Source organism: Dietzia sp. E1 (assembly GCF_014145015.1).
Classification (GTDB): Bacteria; Actinomycetota; Actinomycetes; order Mycobacteriales; family Mycobacteriaceae; genus Dietzia; species Dietzia cinnamea_A.
Genome location: NZ_JAALDU010000495.1, coordinates 1 through 1,328 on the forward strand (window position 1 = coordinate 1; position 1,328 = coordinate 1,328).

General features: G+C 71.3%; 2 protein-coding genes and 1 tRNA gene. 2 read left to right on the forward strand and 1 reads right to left on the reverse strand.

Annotated elements, in window-relative coordinates; all coding sequences use genetic code 11:
* Positions 1-518 (reverse strand): YbhB/YbcL family Raf kinase inhibitor-like protein (locus G6030_RS14465; protein WP_182643594.1); only part of this gene is annotated, 518 nt, incomplete at its 3' end.
* A gap of 187 nt (positions 519-705) precedes the next feature.
* On the opposite strand from G6030_RS14465, the gene G6030_RS14470 reads away from it, so the two are divergent.
* Positions 706-791, forward strand: a tRNA-Leu gene (locus G6030_RS14470).
* A gap of 80 nt (positions 792-871) precedes the next feature.
* Positions 872-1,237, forward strand: a complete 366-nt coding sequence (locus G6030_RS14475) for a TfoX/Sxy family protein (protein WP_007629248.1) — start codon at positions 872-874, stop codon at positions 1,235-1,237.
* Positions 1,238-1,328 lie beyond the last annotated feature (91 nt).

Below are 1,328 nucleotides of genomic sequence, written 5' to 3' on the forward strand. Positions count from 1 at the left end.
GTGCCACGGGCCAGTCCCTGACCGAACAGGTTGAAACCGACGAACGCACACGAGGCGTCGTCGCCCAACTCGATCTCGTCGCCCACCGCGTGGACGGCGAGGATGTAGCGGTGCGGGCCGTGACCCGCCGGCGGTGCCGCGCCCACGAAACCCTTGAAGCCGGCGTCGTTGCGCACCACGACGGCGCCCTCCGGCAGGCCCGAGGTGTCGTCACCCGTACACGCGCCCTCGGGCAGCGACGTCACGTCCGCGGGGATGTTGGCGACGGACCAGTGCCAGAAACCCGACGCCGTGGGCGCGTCCGGGTCGAACACCGTCACCACGTACGTCCTGGTGCCCTCGGGGCCGGCGCTCCAGCTCACCTGGGGCGACTTGTCCTGGCCGCCCTCGACGCCCATCTTCCCGCCGAGCTGCGCGGCCGACAGTGTGGCGCCCTCGGTGAACGACTCGCTGGTCACCTCCAGAGCGGGCAGATCCGGAAGGGCGGCATACGGGTCGGGCACGCGGAACTGGGTCATCGTTCTCCTCCTGCGATCGGACGGTGTGGAGTGGTCCTCCAGCCGGTCACGTCCCTGTCTACCAGCGATGACCGCCCCGCGCGCCCCGCGGCGGGACCGCGATTTGGTCCCGGGTCCGGGCATCGGCTAATGTCATTCCTCGCACGGCCAAGGCGGACGAGATCCGCCGAAGGCAGCCAGTGTGCGAGCGCGAGTGGCGGAATGGCAGACGCGCTAGCTTGAGGTGCTAGTGTCCTATTAACGGACGTGGGGGTTCAAGTCCCCCCTCGCGCACACTGTGTCGAGACAGTAGAAGGGCCCCGGATCCGCGAGGAACCGGGGCCCGCTCTCGTCTCACGGGAAGGATCCGACAGATGCCCCGGACTCCGGTACCCGCCGCCCAGCAGGAACTCATCGACCGACTCCGCGAGCACCTCGCGGACGCTCCGGTCTCGCGCGAGGTGTCCATGTTCGGCGGCCGCTGCTTCATGGTCTCCGGGAAGATCGTGGTGAGCGCCGGCAGGGACGGCGGCCTCCTCGTGCGGGTGGACCCGGATCGGCACGCCGAACTCCTCTCCCGGCCCGGCGCCGCACAGGCCGAAGTGGGCGCCGGCCGCGATATGGGGCCCGGCTGGATCACGGTCGCGGCAGACGCGATCGCGGACGACGAGGCGTTGTCCACGTGGCTCACCGCGGCGCTGCAGTACTACCGCGCCGTCACCGGGGGCGGTGACGGATGAGCGGGATCGCGGACGCGCTGGGCCGTGCGCTGGGCGCCGTCACCCGTGCGGCCGACCGCCGGCTCGATGCCCTCGGCCTGGCCCCGCCGCC

Coding starts and splice junctions, on each gene's coding strand:
- G6030_RS14475 (WP_007629248.1), top strand. CDS start 872: ATGCCCCGGACTCCGGTACCCGCCGCCCAGCAGGAACTCATCGACCGA.